Source organism: Microcoleus sp. Pol12A5 (assembly GCF_036701435.1).
Taxonomy (GTDB): domain Bacteria; phylum Cyanobacteriota; class Cyanobacteriia; order Cyanobacteriales; family Microcoleaceae; genus Microcoleus.
The window spans coordinates 1-21524 of sequence record NZ_JAUBQU010000104.1; the positions used below are offsets into that span (position 1 = coordinate 1).

The following is a 21524-nucleotide window of genomic DNA, read 5'->3' on the forward strand; positions in this document are numbered from 1 at the left end:
AGGAAAATTCCTAGCAAACCGATGCAGGCATATAGAATTGCTCCGACAACTAGCAATGACAGGATTAGAACCAGAAGGCCATAGTTTTGAGGAACGATGGCGGCATCGATGATAAATTTTAAGCTGGCTCGGAAGACTGAATCAAATGCTGCGTCGAATATCAGGCAGGTAAAGAGTAAAATGAATTGCCATTTGTAGGAGGCAATGTATTTGTTGAGGGTTTTAAAGAACCAAATCAGTTCCATGAGTTATGGGAGTTTGTCTACAGGCAGGATTTAGGCTTTTACTTTGGCAGTTTTAATTTGGATAACCTTCTTATTAAGTAGGGTGGGCAATGCCCACCCTACAGCGATTTTTAGTCGCGGTACATCAGCGTAATAAATATGATTAAGCTGTTTAGCATTTAAACTGGGTGTTTCAGAGGCTGAAACCCTTTACAGGCTTAGATAGCCTCGAAAATGTAAATTGTAAACAGCTTACACTGATAAACATTAAAAATTTAAAGCGTTTAGAACGCACCACGTCTTATCATAAATTCCTCCTTTTTTTGTGGGTTTGTTTGTTGTTTTCGATTGAGTTTTTTGTTCTCAAGTTCCTCAAGAGTAATCGATGGTTAATAGGAATGTCAAGGTTAAAAATCAGAGTTTATATAAACTTTATATTACTCAAAAAACGACATATACATGAGAAATAATCCGAGTCTTTAAATTTTTTAGCTCGGATTATTTCTCAGTATTCGGCTGTTTTAAAGAGCAGAGGTTAGGCAAGTAGCTGGAAGGTGGTTAAAGGAGCGATGCTCTCTTGACTCCTGAACCAGATCGTGTTGAGGAACGATCGCCTTTCAGCTTTAAATCACCTTTAATCAGCTTACAAATGTAGTAGTTGTGCTGAAAAAATATTGGTTCTAGAAAAATCTACGGAACATAATTAGCCTCTTTTTAGATTAGTTTGTTCTTAGTTTTTAGTAGAGACGAAACTTTTATTTTTGTCTCTACACCTATAAGACGAATCCAGAGGTCAATTTCTGAATTTTTTGAGTTAGCCGCAGTTTTTCCCTAACTCAATCCACCCAATGAAACCCATCTCAAGCACGAGAACTATAATTTCCACCCATTGCACCAGATTTTGTCATTGAATTAAGGTCAGCAACAAAAGATGTAGGGTGAGCATTGCCCACCCTACATCTATTTTCAATCACATTTAATCAGCTTACAAAGGTAGTTTTACTGATTAAAATATTGGTTCTAGAAACCGCCGCGAGGACCTCTAAACATAGCTAGTATCCTTTGATATGAGGTTGATTTGGGTTTTTAGTCGAGACGAAATTGTATTTTTGTCTCTACACCTATAAGACGAATCCAGAGGTCAATTTCTGAATTTTTCGAGTTAGAGGCTGTTTTTTCCTAACTAAATGCACTCTGAGAGGTTCAGATCCCCGACTTCCCGAAGAAGTCAAGGCTCTACGCTTTAGCCCGATCGCCCTTTCGCCTCTTACCTTTCAACCGTTTCACAGCCTCCTCAACCTCCCCGCGAAAAGGGTATAGCAACCGCCGACTCAGCGCACTTCGATACGCCTCCACAGCCTCCGTCACATCCCCCAACCCCAACAACGCTCTTCCTTGCCAGTAACCAGCCATCGCCGGGTCAAACTCCATCAATTCCTGAGACTGACAAGCCTTTTCCAACCATTTCCGACTCGCCACCTCATCCCCCAACACTCGATAACTCTCCCCCAGCCACACCGCAGCAGACACAGATTGCAGATAACCCCCCTCTTCTGGTAGCAACTGCCATCCTTGCGCCAAAGCCTCCACCGCTTCCCGGTGTTTCCCCGCCAGCGCCAACACCCGCCCGTGACCAAACCAAGCATCCGGTAACTGCGGTTCAAGTTGCGTCCCCCGCACAGAGACAGCACACCCCCGATCGATCTCCTGAAAACTTTCCACCAAAACCCGCCCCGCCGTCGTCCAAACACTCCAGCGTTGGGGAAAACGATCGAGCATCTCTTCTACTATTGATGCAAGCGTTACTTCAGGGTTAGATCCCCCTAAATCCCCCTTAAAAAGGGGGACTTTGAGAGGAGTTTCTCCCTTGCAATTAGAAGACTTTGCCTGCTCTAGCTCCCCCCTTGTTAAGGGGGGCTGGGGGGGATCGAGAGAAGCTGGGGAAGAAGTCATCCCCGCAGCAGGCAAAATCTCACACAACGCCCGATAAATTTCACAATCCTGGGGATAAAGACGATAAGCTTTCAGCATCGCCTCAGCCGCTTTCTGATATTCCCCCGTATGGAACAAGCACCGCCCATAGGAATACCAACCCCTCGGATGATTCGGGTGTTCCTCAGTAAACCGTTCCAATACCCCAATCCCGTTAGCCGACTCCCCCCGGAAAACGTGATAATATGCCAGCAACTCGCGGGCATCCGCCGCATCAGGAGCCAGTTGCAGCACAGAACCAATTATCTGTTTAGTCTGTTTGCCCTCCTCACCGGATACCAATCTCATCCGGCAACGAGTATCTGCCAGTCGTTTGAGTACCCGGAAATCACCCGGAGCCACCTCTAGCACTTTGCTCAACCTGCGCTGCGCTTGGCGCACATTCCCCACCGCCTGACTCGCGTCGTAGCTGTCAATCAGCGCTACAACATCATCCGGGTTCAGTGACAAAACCGTATCGAACGATCGCAAAGCTGCAACCGCATCCCCTCTCCCCCTTTGCACCTGCCCCAACGCCAGCCAGTGAGCCGCATTATTTGGTTCTAGGGAAGCCGCCGACTCAAAAGCGAGTATCGCTGCCTGAGTGTCACCTCTACAGAGTGCGATCGATCCACGGATATGCTGCCGAGTCGCGTCATTGCGTGCATTGGCCGAGGCACTTTCATAAACCGCTACTGCCTCAACCTCTCGTCCCATAAGCTGCAAGAGTTTCCCCAATTGCAACCGCACGCCGATCAATGGTTGCTGCCGATCTATTACTTGGCGATACTCCTCAACCGCCTGCTCAATACGACCCATTGCATACAGCAGATTCGCCAATTCCAACCGTTTCTTCCACCCAGAAGGATACTGCTGCACGTACTCACTTAATGTTTTCAGCTTCTGGTCAATTCGGGCTGGCTTTTCGTCTAAAACCAGGTAAGCATTCAACTCCACCCCAGAGGACTGAGTGAGGGATACCACCCGGAGTGCAGTGTTTCTAGACATATTGCTGCTACTTGATAATTAATTGTCTCGCCAATGTTTTGAGGGATGGGGGCGATCGAGTCGGATGCGATCGTTTCATCGAATTGTAGGGGCAATTCCCCCGCGATCGGCCCACCCGTGGCTGCCCCACCCGCGATCGGCCCAACCGCGATCGCCTCACCCGCGATCGGCCCACAATCTTGACGGGGTAGGCACTCGGGCACTACCCCTACAGCAAAATCATCGCTGCTAAAGGCAACGTCCCCCTTTTTAGACGACTCGGAGGAATCTAACAAAGCATCATCCAACCCTGACAAATACCTGCTCAAACGCTTTTGCAGAAGTTCTCGCGCCTGTTGGATGCGCTTGTAAACGTTATTGAGCGAGAGAGCAAGTTGTTGGGCAATATCTTGATAGGCAATCTGGTGCCAGTAACGCAGGATAAACGGAGTTCGCAGTCGAGAAGGAAGAGTATCAATAGCGCGGCGAATGTATCTCCCCAACTCATGATGCAGAAGTGCCTCTTCAGGAGAGTCCAAACCAGAAATAACTGCTAAATTTCCTGTAGCAGCTATTTCTTCAATATCCTCAATTTGCATTGCTTTCCGGCGACGTTCTCGGTGTATATCTATACATAGATTATGGGTTAAGCGGGTGATCCAAGCTCGGAGGTTGGTGATTTTTTCGGCATAGTCTGGTAATTTATCCCAAGCTTTGAGCATGGCGCGACTGAGCACCTCTTCGGCATCAGTAGGATTCCCCCCCATCCACCTGAGACAGCAACGGTAAAGATAATCTCGATTCTGGTGCCATAGCTGCCAAAATGCTTTCTCTATATCTTCAGGACAATACCGAATGTCTCTTGCAATAACGGATTGAGAATTTGACATGATTTTAAAAGTGGTGAAAGATAAAGGTGAAGGAACATTCCTCTGTTGCTTTTTTCGTTGCACCCCAATCCCGCAAACATCTAGCTCAGTGTGGTCTGAGTATTTATGCGGATAAAGATTGGATTCAGTTGCTCTTTTTTTGAGCCTGCATCCTTTCCCTGTCGGTATCCTGGCTCCCCTCCCCCGCCCCTGTCAGTCGGAAAAGTCGGATTGTAAAGTCGGAAAAGTCGGACCCCCTGGTTTTACTATCTATCTTTAGATAGAGCAGAGCGACAGCATGACTGGTACTGTTATCTGTCTTTTGGTGGATGCTATTAATAGTATGTTTGGCATATGGGCATAAAACAAGTCGGAAAAGTCGGATCGTAAAGTCGGAAAAGTCGGATCATTTGGATCGTTATGTGAATAGTCCTGGACGCATGGGGGCCGGTGAAACCGGGTTTGAGGGAGGAAAATACACAGGTTGTAGCCCGCACCCAAGGTAAAAACCAGGTTTCTGAGAGTCGGAGTGCCTCCAAGACTGGTGAAGAAAGAGGCGAACAAAAATTTAAGCGAACAAACTCAAATAGCTGACGGGGTGACAAGCAACTTAAAAGCCTTGCATTTAAAGGGTTTAAGCCGATCGCCCTCAAAAATAATTAGGCGGCCGCGAGCCCCTTTTTCGGGTTTCGACAAGGTGGAATCAGGATCGGGGGCGATCGCCCCGGAGCGTAATTGTCAATAAGTCGGTCATAATAGCTATTAGAGATTTCTCCACCGACTTACTACGGTGCGCAACTCAAAATTAGGGTGCAAAACGGGACAAACCTTACCCGATGAGAGGGATGTGTATATGACTTTTGAAGAAGCCCTAGAATTTATCGAATCAGCCTTAGAGTCCAAAACCAGTAAACCGTTAAATTTTCTTGAGCAGGAAATTTTAAAAGCTGCTTGGAAAAATGCAACTTATAGTGCTGTTGCTGACAGCTTGTATCTCAGTGTAGGACATATCAAAGATTCATCTTCCCTCCTCTGGCAGCGCATTTCAGACGTAATGGGAGAAAAAGTTAGTAAAAATAACTTTCGCTCTCTGCTAGAGAAGCAAAGCACCACAAGTGCGATCGCCGATGCAAAAGGCGAACTTATCATGAGCGCTGCGGCCGGAGGAAGTGACATCGATCAATTAGAAACTTGCAAAGGCAACATTTTAATTGTTGATGACCTCCCACAAAATCTACGTTTTCTAACAGAAGTTCTAACTAAGGAGGGATATAAAGTTCGCTGCGTCACTAATGGTGCGATGGCCTTGAGGACTGTTCGCAATCATCCCCCCGATGCTCTCTTGCTGGATATTCAAATGCCAGACATGGACGGCTATCAAGTCTGCGAAGCCCTCAAATCTGATGAAAAAACCTCAGAAGTTCCGATTATTTTCTTAAGCGCACTTGACCAACTTTTTGATAAAGTAAAAGCTTTTAAGGTAGGGGGAGCTGACTATATCTCTAAGCCTTTTCAGTTGGAAGAAGTGCTAGTTCGCCTCGAAACTCAGGTCACTATCGAGCACCAAAAACGCCAGCTTAAAGAAGCACTCGCTCGACACCAGCAAACCGCAGAAATTGCCTACCAATCTCGCAGCCTGCTGGCAAATTTGCTAAACTCATCTCTGGATGGAATAGCCGCAGTGGAGGCGGTGAGGGGAGATATCGCTGGAGAAATTGAAGATTTTCGCTGCTTGGTAGTTAACCCTGTTTTTGCCAGACTCTTAGGGAAAAAACGAACAGATATCGCGAGCGAACCCGTGCTCAAAAAACTGCTTAATCAATTGAGTCCAGGATTGTTTGATTTATTAGTAGAAGTTGTTGAGACTGGAGAATCGCTTGAAGGAGAGGTTCATCTAGAAAATGATTACCTTGGTAAATGCTATTATTTCACTGCTGTTAAATTGGGAGACGGTTGCTCAATTACCATCCGCGACCTTACAGACTTAGAACAGTCGTCATTAAAGTCAATGATGGAACAGAACCAACCGCGTGTTATCAAATAGGATAAACCTGAGATATTGTACCATTTTCAATAACTCTTCTAGGGGCGGGCTGTCCTGCCCACCGCACAGGAAATAATGTTTATTGTGGAACAGGCCGGAAAGCCTGTCCTTGAGAATGGTGCAACATACAGCGTATCCCTGGTTTATGAAGTGCAGTATCGATCGATAGGCGGGTGTACTTCACCAACTTAATGGTTCAGTTAAATCGAGAATCTTCTCAAACTGAAACTTCGTCACCCAACCCATGAGAGTTTCAAGCTCGAAAGCGTGATATTCAGGAATCTCCTCTAGGAGTTGAAAAACTAATTCCGAATCAGCGTCCATAGCTGCTTCATATAATTTTATTATCCATTCTTTTGACATCGCTGCTAATAAATCAGTGAAATTTAACGGTTCTCCAGTCACATTAGAAGGGGGAGAGGGTAGGTCTTGATCCTGATAAATATAACCGACCCCCAAATGTTTAGCCATGATGTCAAAGATGGCTTCTGTGTGGAACGGTTTTCGCACAAAATCATCACAACCAGCCGATAAAATAACTGCCTTTTCTTCTTCCCACACGCTAGCAGTAATAGCAATAACAGCAGTAGCTTGACCTTTAAGGGTGCCTTTAATGCGTTTCGTGGCTTCATAACCATCCATAACGGGCATTCTCATGTCCATCCATATCAGATGGGGTGAGTATGAATCCCAAATTTCAAGCGCTTCAATACCGTTAGTCGCTTCTTCAACTTCAAAACCAACAGGTTTGAGGAGTTTAACTAACAGTTGCCGATTGTAATCTCGATCGTCCACCACTAAGATGCGATATTGGGGTTGGTTAGGCGCTAGCGCAACGACGCGACGACTTTGGGGTTGGTTTTGAATGGCGCTGGCATCAGCGATGCCCACAGGAATGTCAAATTTAAATGTTGTGCCCGTTGTGTCTTCTAAAAATTCCTTGAGAGGCATTCCAGGGGTAAAAGCTTTACCGTGACTAATGACTGTTATTTCACCTCCCATCAAGCGGACAAATTGACGGCTAATCGTCAGTCCTAATCCGGTTCCTTGCTGCACTTTTTGACCGGATGCTGTTTGCACGAAGGGTTTGAATAGATTCACCAGTTCCTCTGCCGCAATGCCAACTCCCGTATCTTTTACTTCAAAGGTAATGGTTGTTGATTGTGGGTTGTTGGTTGTTTTTGTTCCGGCTTCACTTTGGGCTTTTACCTGTTTATTTTTTACTTCTAAAGACACACTTCCCGAAGATGTAAACTTAACCGCGTTACTAATGAAATTAATCAGCACTTGTCGCAATTTAACTTCATCCGCGCAGATATACTTAGGAACATCTGCAGCACATTCAAATCGTAAGTGTAAGCCTTGAGCGTGGGCTTTCAACGCAAACATATCCTCGATTTCAGCTAAAAAGTGATGAATGTTCAAATTATTTTCAGATATCGTCATGCCTCCCGCTTCAACTTTAGAAAGGTCAAGCACCTGATTAATTAGAGATAATAAATGCTCTCCACTGCGCTGAATGATGTTAAGGTTCTCTTTTTGTTCAGTTAACAGATTGGTATCCTGATTCATCAGTTGAGAAAAACCGAGAATGGCGTTCAGGGGAGTTCGCAATTCGTGGCTCATGTTGGCAAGGAAAGTGCTTTTGGCGAGGTTGGCGGTAATGGCGGCTTCTTTTGCGCGTTCGAGTTCTGCTTCGGCTTTTTTGCGATCGCTGATATCTCGTCCTACCGCCTGGAATTCAACAATGCAACCGGAATCATCAAATATCCCTCGGTTAACCCACTGCGTCCAACGCACTTGGGAGCTAACAATCACCCGATTTTCAATTGTGACAACGGGATTTTCTCGGCTAATGGAATTGACGAATCGGGTTACATATTCGCGGTCTTCTTCAAACACGACAGGTTCGTAGTGATGCCCGATGAGTTGTTCCCTTGTCAGTCCAAAAAATCGACAGAAGCCTTCATTAACAAAGGTAACGGCACCATCTGGCAGATACCGGGCAATTAGTTCTGTCTGGTCTTCCAGAATACCAAGGTAGCGTGCCTCGCTCTGCTGCAGAGCCTCTTCTATTTTTTTGCGCTCGCGAATTTCCTGTTCTAAACGGACATTTTCGATGAGCGTAATCTGTGCCTGCTTGCGTTCGCTAATATCTTGAAAAGCTGCGATCGCATACTCTACATTACCCGTGTCATCAAAAATTGGCGTGCTAGTTACTTCTAAGGGAACGATTCGCTCACTGTAGTGCAGTTCCAAATCATCCGCCCATGTTTTTTCACCGCGAAGCGCTCGCACCAAGGGTAGCTGTTCCACTGGATACATCTGGGCTGTGCCTGCCCGATAAACGTGATAGGTTTCTGAGAGTTGCTCGATTTCGGCTTTGGGTAAATCTTGAATATTCAGTAACTGCTGTGAAACTGGATTGGCGTAAACCAGTTGTCCTTTGGCGTCGTGAACGGATATGCCAAAAGGAATAGCATTAAGGATTTTATTCAGGCGATTTTGCGTCGATTGTACCTGAGTGTAGAGTCTGGCGTTGGTAAGGGCGATCGCCGCCTGAGTTGAAAGCAATTGAATCACTTGCAGGCGATCGGGTGTAAAAACGCCATCTGCTAAATTATTTTCCAAATAAACAATTCCAATTAATTGCCCTTGATTGAGCAGAGGGGCGCAAAGGATAGACTTGGGCTGCTGTGTTTTGATATAAGTATCTTGGGTAAATCGCCCTTCACGGGCAACATTGGTTTCAATCAGTCCTTGTTTAGTCCTCTCAACATAGTGAATAATCGACAAAGGAAGACAGGTTTCTATAGGAGTAGATTGCAACACCATCACTTGATTTGAGTTAGCCTCACCTGACGCTTCGACTCGCAGTTGTCCTTGAGACTCTAAAATTAGATAGCCAGTTTGTGCACCACAGCTTTCCAGCAGGATTTTCATCAAAGTCGTGAGGAGTTTATCCAACTCAATTTCACTGGCAATTGCCCCAGATGCTTTCATCAATGCTGCCAAATCAAGGGTTTCACCTGAAGTGCTGCCAGAGGTATTAGACAAGCTGTTGCGCGAATCTATGGACGTATTGGCTGTGGTAAAACGCTTTAAAAGTTGTGGATACTGTCGTTTCAAATCAGTCATTTTAGCTGTTGCACCCCAACGTAAATAGCAGTAGTATGCATTTGTCATATAGGCTTGGGCAACTTGCTCTTTTCCCCAAGCGATGTAGAATTTGGCAGCCAGTTCATTAGCCAAAGCCTCTTCGTTGATGTACTCATATTCTTTGGCTAAGGCAATGGCGCGATCGTAGTAGTCGATCGCCCTAGCATTTTTCCCCAAAACTCGATATCGTTCTGCCTCCACTAGATAGAGTTTATGGAGGTGAGTCATTGGAGCAAAATGAACCCATTTTTTGATCTTTTTTTGGTTGGCTTTCACCTTCTGGAGGATGAGTTTTTGCTCGGATTTTGGTGCGTCAGAATAGATAGCCAGATAAAGTAAAGAATTGTAGAAATGGTAGAGAGGAATAGTACCTACAGCGCTATCGCTATATTTTTCGGCTGATTTAGAATTTTCTATAGCTTGCTGATAGTCTTGAAAAAGATAGCAGAGAAATAGCTTGTAAAAATAGACCGAGCGACAAAGATTTTGAGCATTCGCCTCTCGATGCAAGGGTAACATTTTTGTTTCGTCATAGCTTTCACCGATTAAACGGCATTTATCTTCAGCCTGTCCCATCAAGTTCAATAAAACCTGTCGATTGAGTTGGTTATAGTAATATGATGTTTCTTGCTTCAGTTGGCTGAGGGTATTACTGTACATTGCCATCTCTGCCCCGACTGTTGGCAATTCCTTCCCCAATACATAGGAATGGTAGGAGTATACGCAGGCCGAATAAGCTGCATATTCTAAATCTCCAGTTTCTAAGGCGATCGAGTAAGCATTCTGCAAAGGGTTTAAAGTTTCCCTAAGATGCTCTTTCCAATGTTTGACAAAGTAATTAACAATAAATATGGTTCTGGCTGTGAGTTCTTTAGTATTAAACTTATCGAGTAACAAGATAGCAAGTTGCCCAAATTGATAACCAGTCTCAATGTCTCCTACGGTTTCCCCAGAGAGAATTAGTCCGTAAGTAGCATACGCACAAGAAGATACCGAAGTATTCCCATATTGAATTGATAAGTTTACCTGTTTAAACGCAATTAACGGTAGCAATTCAGGTCGGGCTAAATGGGACGCAGAAACTACACTTGATAGGATACGCATTGCTGCCATTTTATCAGGATTCGTCATCAATGGTAGGTCGATCAAGTCCTCAACTCGTTTCCCTACTAAACTTAACTTTGTCTTCATCAGTTCAAGGAAAATGTTTAATTTTGTTGGCTTCTTGGGAAAACGAATCCCCAACAGCTTTAATACTGAAAGTGCCGTCTCTATCGCTTCTAACGGTTTGTTTTGTGCTGTATAGGCTTGAATCTTGACTTCATAGACTTTCACTTTATCCAGCAACGAAGTAGCTTGTTGAAGCACTAGGTTAGCCAATTTTTCCATTTCCTCAACGTGGCCACTCAAGATAGCAGCTTCTACTGTTTCCACATACAGTGCCAGAGTGAGGTCATACTGACGAAGCCAACTATCTGCACTCAGCCAATTTATACCAATTCTTAAGTAATTCCAGGCTGGTTTCCAAGCTGCTGATGCCTTCGCTTTTTTGCCAGCAATCAGATTTAATTGAGCAAGTTTATCTCTTTCTAACGGGATGTCAATTGCTTCAATACCGAAGTTTAGTTGATTGACAATATCAAAAATCTTTTGTTGGAGTACCTGTGGTGGCGTATTTTCTAACAACAGTTGCCCGACTTTCCAGTGAACCGCTTGCTTGTCGTGTGGGGGAATTAGGGAATAGGCGGCTTGCTGAATGCGATCGTGAGCAAATTTATAAGTAATTTTTAATTCTTTTGTATATCGGTCTGTTTTCAGGAATTTGTAATCATCTCCAAGGGGTAATATAAATCCTGATTGAATAGCATTCCATAATTCATCCGCCGTTTCTTTTTGATAAGTTTCATTAATAATTGAAAGGGTGGGTAAATCAAATTGGTTGCCAATACAAGCGGCTAATCGTAAAACTTTTTGTGCTGATTCTGATAGTGTTTGAATTTGCTCTGCCATGAACTCAACAACGTTATCAGTAATATTCCTACTTATAATTTGCTCTAAATCCCAATGCCAAGCCCCAGTATTAGGATCAAAATTCAGCAATTGCTCTGTATCAAGTGACTTGAGAAACTCTTTAATAAAAAATGGATTTCCTTGTGTTTTTTGCCAAACCAACTCTGCTAATCTTTGCGTAGGGATGCACTCGGTTTTCAGCGCATCCGCAATTAATTCATTGACCTGGTTTAAATTTAAGGGTAAAAGAGAGAGATGATTAATTACTACTCCCTGTTTTTTCATTTCCGATAAAGTCAGCATAGTAGGATGAGTTGCACTGACTTCGTTATCTCGATAAGCTCCGATTACAAACAGATATTGAATAGTAAAATCGGTCATTATTAACTGGATAAATTGCAACGTAGCGCTGTCTGTCCACTGAAGGTCGTCTAGAAAGAGGACGAGGGGATGTTCTTTTTGGCAAAAAACTTGAATAAAGTTTTGAAAAGTTAAATTAAACCGATTTCTTGCTTCTGTTGCAGGTAATTCTGGGACTGGATTCTGTTTGCCAATAATCAGTTCCACTTCAGGGATGACATCAATAATAATTTGTCCGTTGATTCCTAATGCACGTCGAATCTTCTCTCGCCACAGTTGTAATTGGGCTTCAGTTTCGGTGAGCAATTGTCGCACCAATTCTTGGAAGGCAGCGACTAAAGCTTGATAGGGAATATCCCGTTGCAACTGGTCAAATTTACCTGCAATAAAATAGCCGCTTTTTTGAGTGATGAGCTTAGACAATTCCTGAACTAAAGCTGATTTCCCAATACCAGAGTATCCAGAAATTAGCATGAGTTCAGTTTGTCTTTGTATCCGCAGATGTTGTGACTGAGTTGTCTTTGGATTGCTCGCCCCTACTTGTTTCTCTTCTCCAAAAGCGACGCGATCAAAAAATGCAGTCAATAAAAAGTCAATCTGTGATTCTCTCCCGTACAGTTTTTGAGGTAGTTGTAATTGAGGATAAATGTCTTGGTATCCCAAGGAAAAAGGTTGAATTTGACCATTTCTAGATTGAGCGAGACATTGTTTTAAATCTGCCGTGATTCCCCAAGCACTCTGATATCTTTTTTCCGCAGTTTTTGCCATTAATTTCATGACAATTCCTGAGACTGTCAAGGGAATTTCTGGATTAATTTCATGAGGTGGAGTGGGTTGTTTGGCAATATGGCAATGGACTAACTCAAGTGCATCGATGGATGTAAAAGGCAAATGGTTGGTTAGTAGTTCATAGAAAGTAACGCCAAGAGAATAAAAGTCAGTGCGGTAGTCTATCGCTCGATTCATCCTGCCTGTTTGTTCTGGAGACATATAAGCCAATGTCCCTTCTAGAAGATTTGGACTTGTGAGGCTGGGAGTCTCTTGGGATAGGATGGTAGATGAGCCAAAGTCAATAATTTTTAATTGTCCTGTTTGAGGATTCAAGACAATGTTAGATGGATTGATGTCTTGGTGAATGACCTTTTTTTGATGAACTTTGCCTAACGCATCTGTGATTTGGATGGCTAGGTGGACAAAATCTGGTAAAGCCAAGGGATGACCTGACTGCAGGATTTTTAAGGACTCTCCTCCAAAATCTTCCAACAACATGACTTGTGTGTTTTCGTATTTTCGCAGTTCGTAGGCTTTAATCGTTTCATCTAGGTTGAGAAGGCGAGTGATTTCGTATTCCTGCTGATAGCGGTAGAGTTCGGCTGGTGTGGGGTAATCCTCTTTGAGGAGTTTCAAAATCAAAGGTTGCTGATTTGATTTGAGGATGCCTCGGTATACGAAGGAATTAGCACTTTCGTAAATCTGGCTGACAATTGTGATATCTGGCAGTGAAATCATGTTGGGAATTATTGCTGCCTAAAAAAGTTAAGTATACAAATAAATATAACATAGGGAGGAGCGGGTGAGAGGAGCAGTAAACTCGCTCCGAATATAAATCCTTGCCTGACCCCCCTACAACTCCCGATCTTTTATTATTGCTTTTTTGCTCTGGACTGACTTACGCTATATGTAGCGTACAAGTGTACTGGCACTTGAAGCCTCTAGCTACTGTGCGATCGCCAAAACTGAAAAATTTGGGAACAGAAAATAATTAATGATAAAATAGCTTAAGGATTCAGCTCCCCAATTGTGGTAATCTGACAACAATCCACTTTCATTCTCGATCGAGTGCGTGCAGCTATGCGAATAGGTAAAAAATCACAAAAGCTTCTGCTGTTTACCATAGCATTATTTTTCGCAGTATCGCTGTTAATTAAAGTTACTAAATTTCACAATTATTTCGGCATCAACCGCGCCGATACCGAAGCGAAAGTTGTTGCCATTACCTACGATGACGGGCCCTATCCTCCCTATACAAATCAGCTTTTAGATATCTTAGACCGCTATCAAGTTAAAGCAACTTTTTTTGAAATCGGCCGCAATATTGAGAAACATCCAGAAATCGTGAAAATGATTATCGCGAGGGGAGATGAGTTGGCAAACCATTCTTACTCTCACAAAGATATGATGTTTAAACCCCGGGAAGTTTTGCTGTCTGAGATTGAAAAAACCGACAAACTTTTGCAAGAGTTGGGCGTTAAACAAGAAACAATCAGTTTTCGGCCGCCTTGGGGTCGGCGATTTGTAGTTTTGTCTTATTTGGTGTCCCAAATGCACAAAAAACTGATTATGTGGGATGTGGATTCTCAAGATTATGAAAAAACACACACGGTAGAAGATATCGCAAACCGGGTGATTGCAAATGTGCGATCGGGTTCGATTGTGGTGATGCACGACGGCGGAGGCGATCGCTCGAAAACCGTAGCAGCAACTGAGATGATTGTCAAGGATTTGCAGTCGAAAGGTTACCAGTTTAAAACAGTTTCTGAGTTGTTGAAATAGCAGTAGGGTGCGTCAGCCACAATTATTTTTGCGACAAATCAACAATCTCATACTGACGCACCAGGAAATAATATCAATTCCGGTTGCACTCCTCATGACTGTTGACGGGCGGGTCGAAAAACTGAATGGTTGAGTGTTAAATGTTGACTCGATTTTATTATTCCGATGCAACCGAAAACGATATAAATAGTGCGTCACAATTAGACTTTTCGTAGATTGAAAAATTAAAACCTGACCCACCCTACCACAATCAATAACCCAGATAGTTGACCGCGTAATTAGCAATTTTTATGCTGCCGCCCGATCGCCCCATTCTCTCTAAACCATTTTGAATGCAACTGGCTAAATATTTATCATCTTGCAAAGTGCGATCGACTGCCAAAGCAGCTTCCTTGATAATATCCGAATTCGCTGGTTGTCTGCCAATAACCTGCACCGAATCACCTAAAAGCCGATTTTGAGCCTCCGCAAATCTATAGGTAAAGGCAGGGCCGTTTCCCGGTACTGCAATTACAGGTTTTCCCAAGCCCACAGCTTGTTCGACAGCAGTTCCAGTCATCCCAATTACTAAACTAGACTGCTGCAAAATATCGGCGAAAGCATCGGCCCAGCACATCACTTCGACTAATTTTTCTTCACAAAAAGACCGTTTGATTGCTGGAAAAATGAGCTTGCCCGATCGGTGTTGCCATCCTGAAAGCCTCGCAATATCATCTAATTGAGGCATCAAATTGGGAACTAAAGCTGCCAGAAACTGCATCGGTAAAGTAGAAGAGTTATTAGCAATTTCTTTAACCAGTTGCAGGAGCAAAACGAGGTTGTCGGTGGCTTCCCGGAGGCGAGAACCGGGGAGAAGGGCGATCGTCCGAACTCCGGGTATTAACTGCAAATCTTTGCCCGTAGAATTGAGGTTGTCCATGACAGGATTGCCGACAAACTGAGCTTTATTTAAACCCTGTCGGTTTAAGTCAGCAGCAGTCAAAGCATCTCTAGTAAAAACCGCCAGGCATTTCTCGGAGGAAAGCAACTGCCACAAAATTAAACCCAAATCGACTCGCCCCTCGTAATAACTAGAATGGGCCGATAGAAAAATTATATAGGGGCGGTTGCTGGCATGGGCGATCGCAGCGGCGACAATATCCCCAGTTGCCACCACCAAATCGCAGTGGCGCGAATGCCTCCAAACAGCCTGCAATTGCTGCCAAGTCAAAGCAATCAGCCCCGCCCCAATATCTTTGAGGAAAAACAGGGGGTTCATGTAAAAAACTCCCCCAGAAGGCATTTGACTGGTGGGCCCAATAATGGGCACGGTCGATCGGCGGTAAGCAGCCCCGTCACCTACAATCGGGATTGCAGAAACATCAAAATCCGCGCCAGATACTCTTAAAGCTTTGAGAATTTGACAGTTAATCGAGTCTTCCCCGTGGCCGTTGCTGAGGAAAAGTATCCTCTTCGATTTCATATAATCGGAATACAATCAGAATCAGTGCCGAGCTTTTTTTAAAGATAGCCGTGCGATAGCTAAACTCGGGCGGGCTAACTTTTTGTTAGTCTAATTTAAATACATTGTGGAAGTGAAACAGCGTGAATATTGAAATTGGGCGGGGCAAAAGCGCTCGCAGAGCTTACGGCATAGATGAAATTGCGCTCGTACCGGGACAGCGCACCCTCGATCCGAGTTTGGCAGATACCAAGTGGCAGATTGGCGGGATCGATCGAGAAATCCCGATTATCGCCAGCGCCATGGATGGAGTAGTCGATGTCCGCATGGCAATTTTGCTGTCGGAATTGGGAGCAATGGGCGTGCTCAACCTAGAAGGAATTCAAACCCGCTATGCCGACCCTCAGCCAATATTAGAGCGCATCGCCAGTGTGGGGAATCACGAATTTGTTTCCCTGATGCAGGAACTTTATGCCGAACCCATCAAGCCAGAATTAATCGAGCTCAGAATTAAAGAAATTAAAGCTGGAGGAGGGATTGCTGCCGTTAGCGGTACACCGGCCGGCGCGAGCAAATACGGCCGGGCGGTTGCTGAATCGGGAGCCGATATATTTTTTGTCCAAGCAACTGTAGTATCGACAGCTTTCCTTTCCCCTGAATCAATCTCATCTTTAGATTTGACACAATTCTGTCAAGAGATGCCGATACCAGTAATTCTGGGTAACTGCGTGACCTACGAAGTCGCCCTGAATTTAATGAAAACTGGAGCTGCGGGCATTCTCGTGGGCATTGGGCCGGGGGCTGCTTGCACATCTAGGGGCGTATTGGGTGTCGGGGTTCCTCAAGCCACAGCGGTAGCAGACTGCGCCGCTGCGCGGGACGACTACTATCGCGAAACTGGCAAATATGTGTCGGTGATTGCTGACGGCGGTTTAATTACTGGCGGCGATATCTGCAAGTGCATTGCCTGTGGTGCCGATGGAGTGATGATTGGTTCACCTTTTGCCAGGGCCGCCGAAGCTCCTGGCCGCGGCTTTCACTGGGGGATGGCGACTCCCAGCCCGGTTTTGCCGCGCGGCACTCGCATTCGCGTAGGGACTACGGGTACTGTGGAACAAATTTTGCGGGGGCCTGCGGTGCTAGATGACGGTACGCACAACTTGCTCGGAGCTCTAAAAACTAGCATGGGTACCTTGGGCGCTAAGGATATTAAGGAGATGCAGCAAGTGGAAGTGGTAATTGCTCCTTCTCTGCTGACTGAGGGTAAAGTCTATCAAAAAGCTCAGCAGTTGGGCATGGGTAAGTAGATTTACCGATCGAATACCAGCATACCTTGACAAAATTTGTTCAAGAGTCTCGAAATTTACAGAATATTGTGGAATTATCGAGAAGGAGATGTCACAATAGAAGAAGCGGAGACGCATGTTTCCGTTCACTCCTCACACCACACTCCGCCCGGACTACTGTTCGGGCGGTTCCTTTTTTGACGGAAATCTTGGCTCTTGCTTACTAGATACAGAACTGAGGCTTTTAGCTCCGGAGAGGGGGAGAGTGGGAGATTGGGAGAGTCTGGGAGTGGGAGAATTTTTTTTCTACATAAGTGCATTCTGCCTTCGGAAACATCAGTGCCTTCGGAAAAATCAGTGCCTTGTTCGTTCAGACACCTTGTGCCTTCTTCCTTCTACCGTCTTCCCTCTTCCTTCTACCGTCTTTCTTCTTCCTTCAGAAGCGTTCTGTTAAAATCGTTGACGCAAGTGGTTACATTTTTTGCTAGACTTGTTATCCGAGAAATAGTATTTACAAGGATGGCTAGGGATGTCAGCAGCCGCGCAAGTAACCGACTCTACCTTTAAGCAGGAAGTGCTCGATAGCGAAGTTCCAGTTCTAGTGGATTTTTGGGCTCCCTGGTGCGGGCCCTGTCGGATGGTGGCGCCCGTCGTAGACGAAATTGCCCAGCAATATGAAGGGCAGGTCAAGGTAGTAAAAGTTAATACCGACGAGAATCCTAACGTGGCCAGCCAATACGGTATCCGCAGCATTCCGACGCTGATGATATTTAAGGGCGGTCAACGTGTGGATATGGTTGTTGGGGCAGTTCCGAAAACTACTCTGGCCAACACTCTGGAAAAGTACATTTAACCCAACTGCGAGCGGTTTCGCGCTGTTCTTTTTGGGCCGCGAAAGCTCACTCGCTTCAGAACCGGGGCAAAGCTACGGGAAAAGTTATTAGTGGCCAGCACGGCAATTTGCTGGTGGCTATTAGCTTATAACTTTGGCTTGCCCCTTAATTTTTAGTAGAGACAATTTGTTATCGTTTCGGAAAAATTCATGATTCGTTCTGGGTCTGGTCAAGGTTTTGAGTCCCTCCAAGCTGAAGTGATGGATTTGCTCGATCGCTTGCCAATGTTGAAGCACTCTGAGTGGATTGAACGATCGCTCTCTACTATAGTGCAAATGGCCAGAGAGGATCTCGATCGCCTAGACTTGAAGATTATTGCGGCGGCACTCCGAGATATGGAGAGCGCTTTTGAGCTGTTTTATCCTTACCGCCACGTTCGCAAAATTGTGATTTTTGGTTCGGCGAGGGTGTCACCGCAATCGGCAGAATATTTGATGGCTAGAGACTTTGCGCGCGCGATGGCCCAGCAGGGGTTTATGGTGATTACTGGCGGCGGTGGCGGAATTATGCAGGCGGGGAACGAGGGGGCGACTGCGGAACGTTCTTTTGGGCTGAACATTCAGTTACCTTTCGAGCAGAGTTCTAATCCTTTCATTGCCGGCGATCCCAAATTGCTCAATTTTAAATATTTTTTCACTCGCAAGTTATTTTTTCTCCGGGAGAGCGATGCTTTGGCTCTGTTTCCGGGCGGTTTTGGCACTCTGGACGAGGCTTTTGAGTGTCTGACTTTGACTCAAACTGGCAAGTTCGGGCCGGCTCCTGTGGTATTGATCGATCGACCGGGAGGAGATTATTGGCACGATTGGAATTATTTTGTGCAAAAACAATTGCGGGGCCGCGGTTTGATTTCAGCCGACGATCGCAGCCTGTATACGATTACTGACGATATAAATGTCGCTTGCGAGGCTATAGGTAGTTTTTATCTGGTTTATCACTCCTGCCGCTACGTGCGCGAAAAACTGGTAATTCGCTTGAAAACAGAGCTTTCTGAAGAGAATGTCGCTCGGCTAAATACTGATTTTAGCGATATTGTTGTCACCGGAAAAATTGAAAAAAGTCAAGCTTTGCCGCCGGAAATGGGAGATGTGACTTTCGATCTGCCGCGCCTGACTTTGCATTTCAACCAGCGGGATTTGGGGCGGCTTTATCAGCTAATTGCTGCTATTAATCAAATGGGTGCAGCTTCGCCGGCGGCGGCCCATCCAGAACAAAAGTAGTTATTAGTTATCAGTCATTAGTCATTTTAAATATGGGTGAGATTAGATAGAAGTTGGGCAACTTGTATTTTGACAAAAACGCTCGAATGAGATAAGTTTTTGTAAAAACTAAAGAAAAAAGCGTCCAAAATCCAAAGAAAATATTGTCAATACCTTGATGGCGTTGTTTGAGAAAAAAACAGCAAAATGCTAGACCTGCTGCTAATTGCAATTTTGGGATTTCTCGGCAGTTTCGGTCACTGCGCTGGGATGTGCGGCCCGCTGACAATGGCATTTTCTCTTTCTAATTCCCGCAACGATAAATTAGCTGCTTTCCGCTTTCATTTGCTGCTAAATTTCGGGAGAATTGCTGCTTACGCTTTAGTTGGTGCTGCAATTGGCGGACTGGGTTCGGTGTTAATGGCTGGCGGACTTTTGGCAGGTACGGGTAGCGAATTGCGGCGGGCGATCGCACTTCTAACGGGCACGATGCTGATTTGGTTCGGAGTAGGGCAAATTAAACCGAACTTACTGCCGGGATTGCCCCGATTGCACCCGCTGTCGCACGATCGAGTCGGACAAGCAATGAGCAACCTTTCGGCGCAAAAAAACTGGTGGGTGCCGATTGCTTTGGGTTTGCTTTGGGGTTTGATTCCCTGCGGTTTCCTCTACGCAGCCCAGATTAAGGCGGCGGAAACCGGAAACCCGGTTTTGGGTGCGGCGACGATGCTGGCTTTTGGACTCGGCACGCTGCCAACTATGCTGGGAGTGAGTTTTTTTGCTGGCAGATTGAGCGCGGACAAGCGCAGTCAACTGTTTCGTGCGGGTGGTTGGGTGACAGTGGCGATCGGGATTCTTACCTTGCTGCGAACCGATGAAATGGTTGATTTTACAGGCCACGCAGCGCTGCTGTGCTTGATGCTAGCACTGTTGGCGCGTCCGGTTAGCAAATTTTTGCCGCAACTGTTGCGCTATCGCCGCGTCTTGGGTGTGGGCGCGTTTGTCTTAGCAGTCGCCCACACGTTTCATATGCTGGACCATACGCTGAAATGGAATTTTGACGCGCTATCTTTTATGTTGCCGCAGCACCAGTTGGGAATGGCGGCTGGGATGACGGCGCTGCTGTTGATGTTGCCGGCGGCGGTTACAAGTTGCGATCGTATTCAAAATTATTTAGGCCAACTGTGGCGAATGCTTCACCTGTTAAGCGTTCCAGCTTTCTTGCTGTGCGCTGTACACGCTGCACTCATCGGTTCCCACTATCTCGGCGGCTTTGAATCGACGGCGGTTAATCAATTGGGGGCGCTGCTGTTGGGTATAATTGCCCTGGGCGTCTTGCTAGTGCGATCGCGCTTTTTTTGGTCAATTTTATCACTAGAGAAGTTCTATGTTTCGCCTGTCAAACAAAAGTAAAAGTTTAGGATTGTTAGTTTTTTTGGGATTGCTAATTGAAGCAGCAATTCCCACTGCGCCGCAGTTAAACTCGATTTCAGTTTTGGCGCACCAAGTCGAAGTATCGGGAGATGTAGCCGCTACCTTTCACCTAGAACCAAACCACAACCCCCGCGCCGGACAGTCTGCGAGAGTGTGGTTTGCGCTGACTCGCCGGGGCGGCAAAATTATCCCCTTAGAGCAGTGCAATTGCAAATTAGCGGTTTATCCAACAAAAGAGCGCCAAGAAGGGGATAAGCCACTGATGCAGCCGCCTTTAAAAGCCATATCAGCCGAGAAATATCAAGGGATTCCCGGAGCTGATATCGTGTTTCCCAAGGCTGGCATTTACCAGCTTTACTTGAGCGGAACAGCCAAAAAACAAGCTAATTTTCAACCGTTTAAACTGAGTTACACTGTCACGGTTAGGTAATACCATTTGAGATTTTAAGGACTGATTATGGAGAGATTTTATATTAATTAACTGCCGAGAGAGCCGGGGGGAGAAAAGAAGAGGAAGATTGAGAGTAAGTTTTCTATTTTAAGTTAAGGGGGACACGCGACCTATAATTGAGTTAAATTACTATTATAGCAACTACCAAGAGGCGTAGGACGTGCTTAATTGCTGAAACTATTGATGTTATTGATTTTATTGCGCTTGGCTTCTTCCTTCTTCCTTCAAACAGCAAATCTTAATTTTTAATAAAGATAAGTCAGTGCATTCTGCACTAAGTAAATTTCTGCGTTACCTTGTCAGTGTCCATTATGAGATTTGTGCAAGCTAACATCTCTTGAACTGACCAAAGGATATAACGATGGATATCTTATCTAACACCGTGGCCCTATCGCGGATGCAATTTGCGCTAACCGCCATATTCCATATGCTGTGGCCAGTTTTGACAACTGGAATGGGGATTTATCTGGTAATTGTTGAAGGAATGTGGCTAAAAACTCGCAATCCCGACTACTACCATCACGCTCGTTTTTGGTCTAAACTCTACGTCCTTAACTTCGGTATTGGAGTCAGGGTAAGCTCATCTAATTTGGTATAAATTGTACTTGACAATGACTCAAATGAGTGTTCTTAAGTCAAGTCGCTA

Annotated in this window: 12 protein-coding genes and 2 pseudogenes; 9 read left to right on the forward strand and 5 right to left on the reverse strand. The window is 45.2% G+C overall.

What is annotated here, in order from left to right; translation table 11 throughout:
• The 3 genes and pseudogenes from QUA45_RS22050 to QUA45_RS22060 form a co-directional block, all read right to left on the reverse strand.
• Window positions 1-245: pseudogene (locus tag QUA45_RS22050) on the reverse strand (ABC transporter ATP-binding protein); the annotation flags it as partial.
• A gap of 1215 nt (window positions 246-1460) precedes the next feature.
• Window positions 1461-3203 (reverse strand): tetratricopeptide repeat protein, encoded by a 1743-nt coding sequence (locus QUA45_RS22055; protein WP_333222117.1) that lies wholly within the window; start codon window positions 3201-3203, stop codon window positions 1461-1463.
• Complete coding sequence (locus tag QUA45_RS22060; protein WP_333222118.1) at window positions 3143-4072, reverse strand: RNA polymerase sigma factor; 930 nt, start codon at window positions 4070-4072, stop codon at window positions 3143-3145. The genes QUA45_RS22055 and QUA45_RS22060 overlap by 61 nt, the downstream gene beginning before the upstream one ends.
• A gap of 508 nt (window positions 4073-4580) precedes the next feature.
• On the opposite strand from QUA45_RS22060, the gene QUA45_RS22065 reads away from it, so the two are divergent.
• The gene (locus QUA45_RS22065) at window positions 4581-4796 is read left to right on the forward strand and encodes a hypothetical protein (protein WP_333100402.1); all 216 of its coding nucleotides are present in this window, start codon (window positions 4581-4583) and stop codon (window positions 4794-4796) included.
• A gap of 108 nt (window positions 4797-4904) precedes the next feature.
• Entirely contained in the window at window positions 4905-6095 is a 1191-nt protein-coding gene (locus QUA45_RS22070) for a response regulator (protein ID WP_333222119.1), read from the forward strand.
• 180 nt (window positions 6096-6275) lie between these two features.
• Here QUA45_RS22070 and QUA45_RS22075 read toward each other — a convergent pair whose 3' ends face one another.
• On the reverse strand, window positions 6276-13133 hold the full coding sequence (locus QUA45_RS22075; RefSeq protein WP_333222120.1) for an AAA family ATPase: 6858 nt from the start codon (window positions 13131-13133) through the stop codon (window positions 6276-6278).
• A 342-nt stretch (window positions 13134-13475) separates the two neighbouring features.
• Here QUA45_RS22075 and QUA45_RS22080 point away from each other — a divergent pair, with 342 nt between their 5' ends.
• The gene (locus tag QUA45_RS22080) at window positions 13476-14177 is read left to right on the forward strand and encodes a polysaccharide deacetylase family protein (protein ID WP_333222121.1); all 702 of its coding nucleotides are present in this window, start codon (window positions 13476-13478) and stop codon (window positions 14175-14177) included.
• 250 nt (window positions 14178-14427) lie between these two features.
• Here the strand turns inward: QUA45_RS22080 and QUA45_RS22085 are convergent, their stop codons facing one another.
• A complete protein-coding gene (locus QUA45_RS22085) occupies window positions 14428-15639 on the reverse strand; it encodes a lipid-A-disaccharide synthase-related protein (RefSeq protein ID WP_333222122.1) in 1212 nt (403 codons plus the stop codon).
• A 122-nt stretch (window positions 15640-15761) separates the two neighbouring features.
• Between QUA45_RS22085 and QUA45_RS22090 the strand changes: the two genes are divergently transcribed.
• From QUA45_RS22090 to QUA45_RS22115, 6 genes and pseudogenes are all read left to right on the forward strand, one after another.
• Window positions 15762-16925, forward strand: coding sequence for a GuaB3 family IMP dehydrogenase-related protein (locus QUA45_RS22090; RefSeq protein ID WP_333066301.1), 1164 nt, complete (start codon window positions 15762-15764; stop codon window positions 16923-16925).
• Window positions 16926-17433: 508 nt separating this feature from the next.
• Complete coding sequence (gene trxA, locus QUA45_RS22095; protein ID WP_006631199.1) at window positions 17434-17757, forward strand: thioredoxin; 324 nt, start codon at window positions 17434-17436, stop codon at window positions 17755-17757.
• A 189-nt stretch (window positions 17758-17946) separates the two neighbouring features.
• Window positions 17947-19014 carry an LOG family protein gene (locus tag QUA45_RS22100; RefSeq protein ID WP_333100396.1) on the forward strand — a complete coding sequence of 356 codons (1068 nt, stop codon included), beginning with the start codon at window positions 17947-17949 and terminating at the stop codon, window positions 19012-19014.
• Between the two features lie 186 nt (window positions 19015-19200).
• Window positions 19201-20406, forward strand: coding sequence for an urease accessory protein UreH domain-containing protein (locus tag QUA45_RS22105; RefSeq protein WP_333100395.1), 1206 nt, complete (start codon window positions 19201-19203; stop codon window positions 20404-20406).
• Window positions 20381-20857 carry a hypothetical protein gene (locus QUA45_RS22110; RefSeq protein WP_333100394.1) on the forward strand — a complete coding sequence of 159 codons (477 nt, stop codon included), beginning with the start codon at window positions 20381-20383 and terminating at the stop codon, window positions 20855-20857. The genes QUA45_RS22105 and QUA45_RS22110 overlap by 26 nt, the downstream gene beginning before the upstream one ends.
• A 382-nt stretch (window positions 20858-21239) precedes the next feature.
• Window positions 21240-21449, forward strand: a pseudogene (locus QUA45_RS22115) (cytochrome ubiquinol oxidase subunit I); the annotation flags it as partial.
• Window positions 21450-21524: the final 75 nt, after the last annotated feature.